1 protein-coding gene is annotated in these 1068 nt (G+C 57.3%); it reads right to left on the minus strand.

Annotated elements, in window-relative coordinates; genetic code table 11:
* Window positions 1-1068: ISH6 family transposase (locus RBH26_RS21305; protein ID WP_306760375.1), on the minus strand; the 1068-nt coding region annotated here is incomplete at both ends.

The raw sequence follows: 1068 nt of genomic DNA on the forward strand, positions 1-1068 counted from the left end.
GAACGCCGCGAACTGCTCGGGATCGGCGTACTGCACCAGATTCAACCAGAGAAGCGACTCTAGCCCCGCTTCTGACCACCGCATCCATTGATTCTTACACCGTTTCGAAACTTCACCCATAGCTCGTTCGACCACGTTCGATGTCCACGGAACCTGCTGTTGGTCAAGCGCGAGTTCCGCGAACGTCACGGTTGCTTCCGCCCATTCCCGGAGGTACGCCGCTGCTTTCGAGGAGTCTTGGCGCTCTAACCTCCAGGCTTCTTTCCGAAGGTTCTCGAGCGTTTGGTCGATCCGCTCGCGGATCGCCAAACGCTCATTCCTCGGTGCATGAAGTGCGACAGAGTTCTTCAGATGGAACAGATCATCAGTAACGCCAGCGACGATCGCTTTCCGCTCAGAGAGCGAAAACGCATCGTCTTTCCAGAGCTTGTACCCGAGCGTTCGACCGACGTGAACAAGGTCGAGCTGGTGAGATCGGTCACCATTCTCGAACGCATCGACGAGCGCGTTCTCGGCGTCACTGACGACCGTCGCGTCGTCAGTGATCGCCTCGGTCTCCTCGAGAGTCGCTGCTGTCTCATCCCAAGAATCGTTGAGATTGACGTCTAGAAGCGTCGTTTCCGTGTCTTCCTCGGTGGTCTGTCCGAGGGTGACGTTGACGTCGTGGTACGTGCAGTGATCGTCCTGGCTATGACACTTCGTTCCGTCAGGAACGACAGTGTCTGCGTTCGTCCCAGGAAGCCGATCACGAACGAAGTCACCGAGTTTGCTGCCGTACTCGCGGACTCGCCGGTTGATCGTCGTTTTCGAAGGCATCGGAGTGAAGCCGTCGCCGTGGGCGACGGCATCACGAAAGCTGAGCGACGTAGCGAGGTCGGTACTCTGGAGCGAAACATCCTCTTGATAGATACGTTGTCCGTCGAATTCGACGAGGTCCTCGAGTGGACGGAAGTAGGTTGGATCGTCCTCAGTAGCAGCGGTATCTTTGACGTGGTGGAGCATGAATTCGTGTTCTCCAGCAGTTGTAACGGCTGTTCGTGTCGTGGTGCCAGCGCGCTGGAAACGGCG

This window comes from Natronolimnohabitans sp. A-GB9 (genome assembly GCF_030848565.1).
In the GTDB taxonomy this organism is placed as follows: Archaea; Halobacteriota; Halobacteria; order Halobacteriales; family Natrialbaceae; genus Natronolimnohabitans.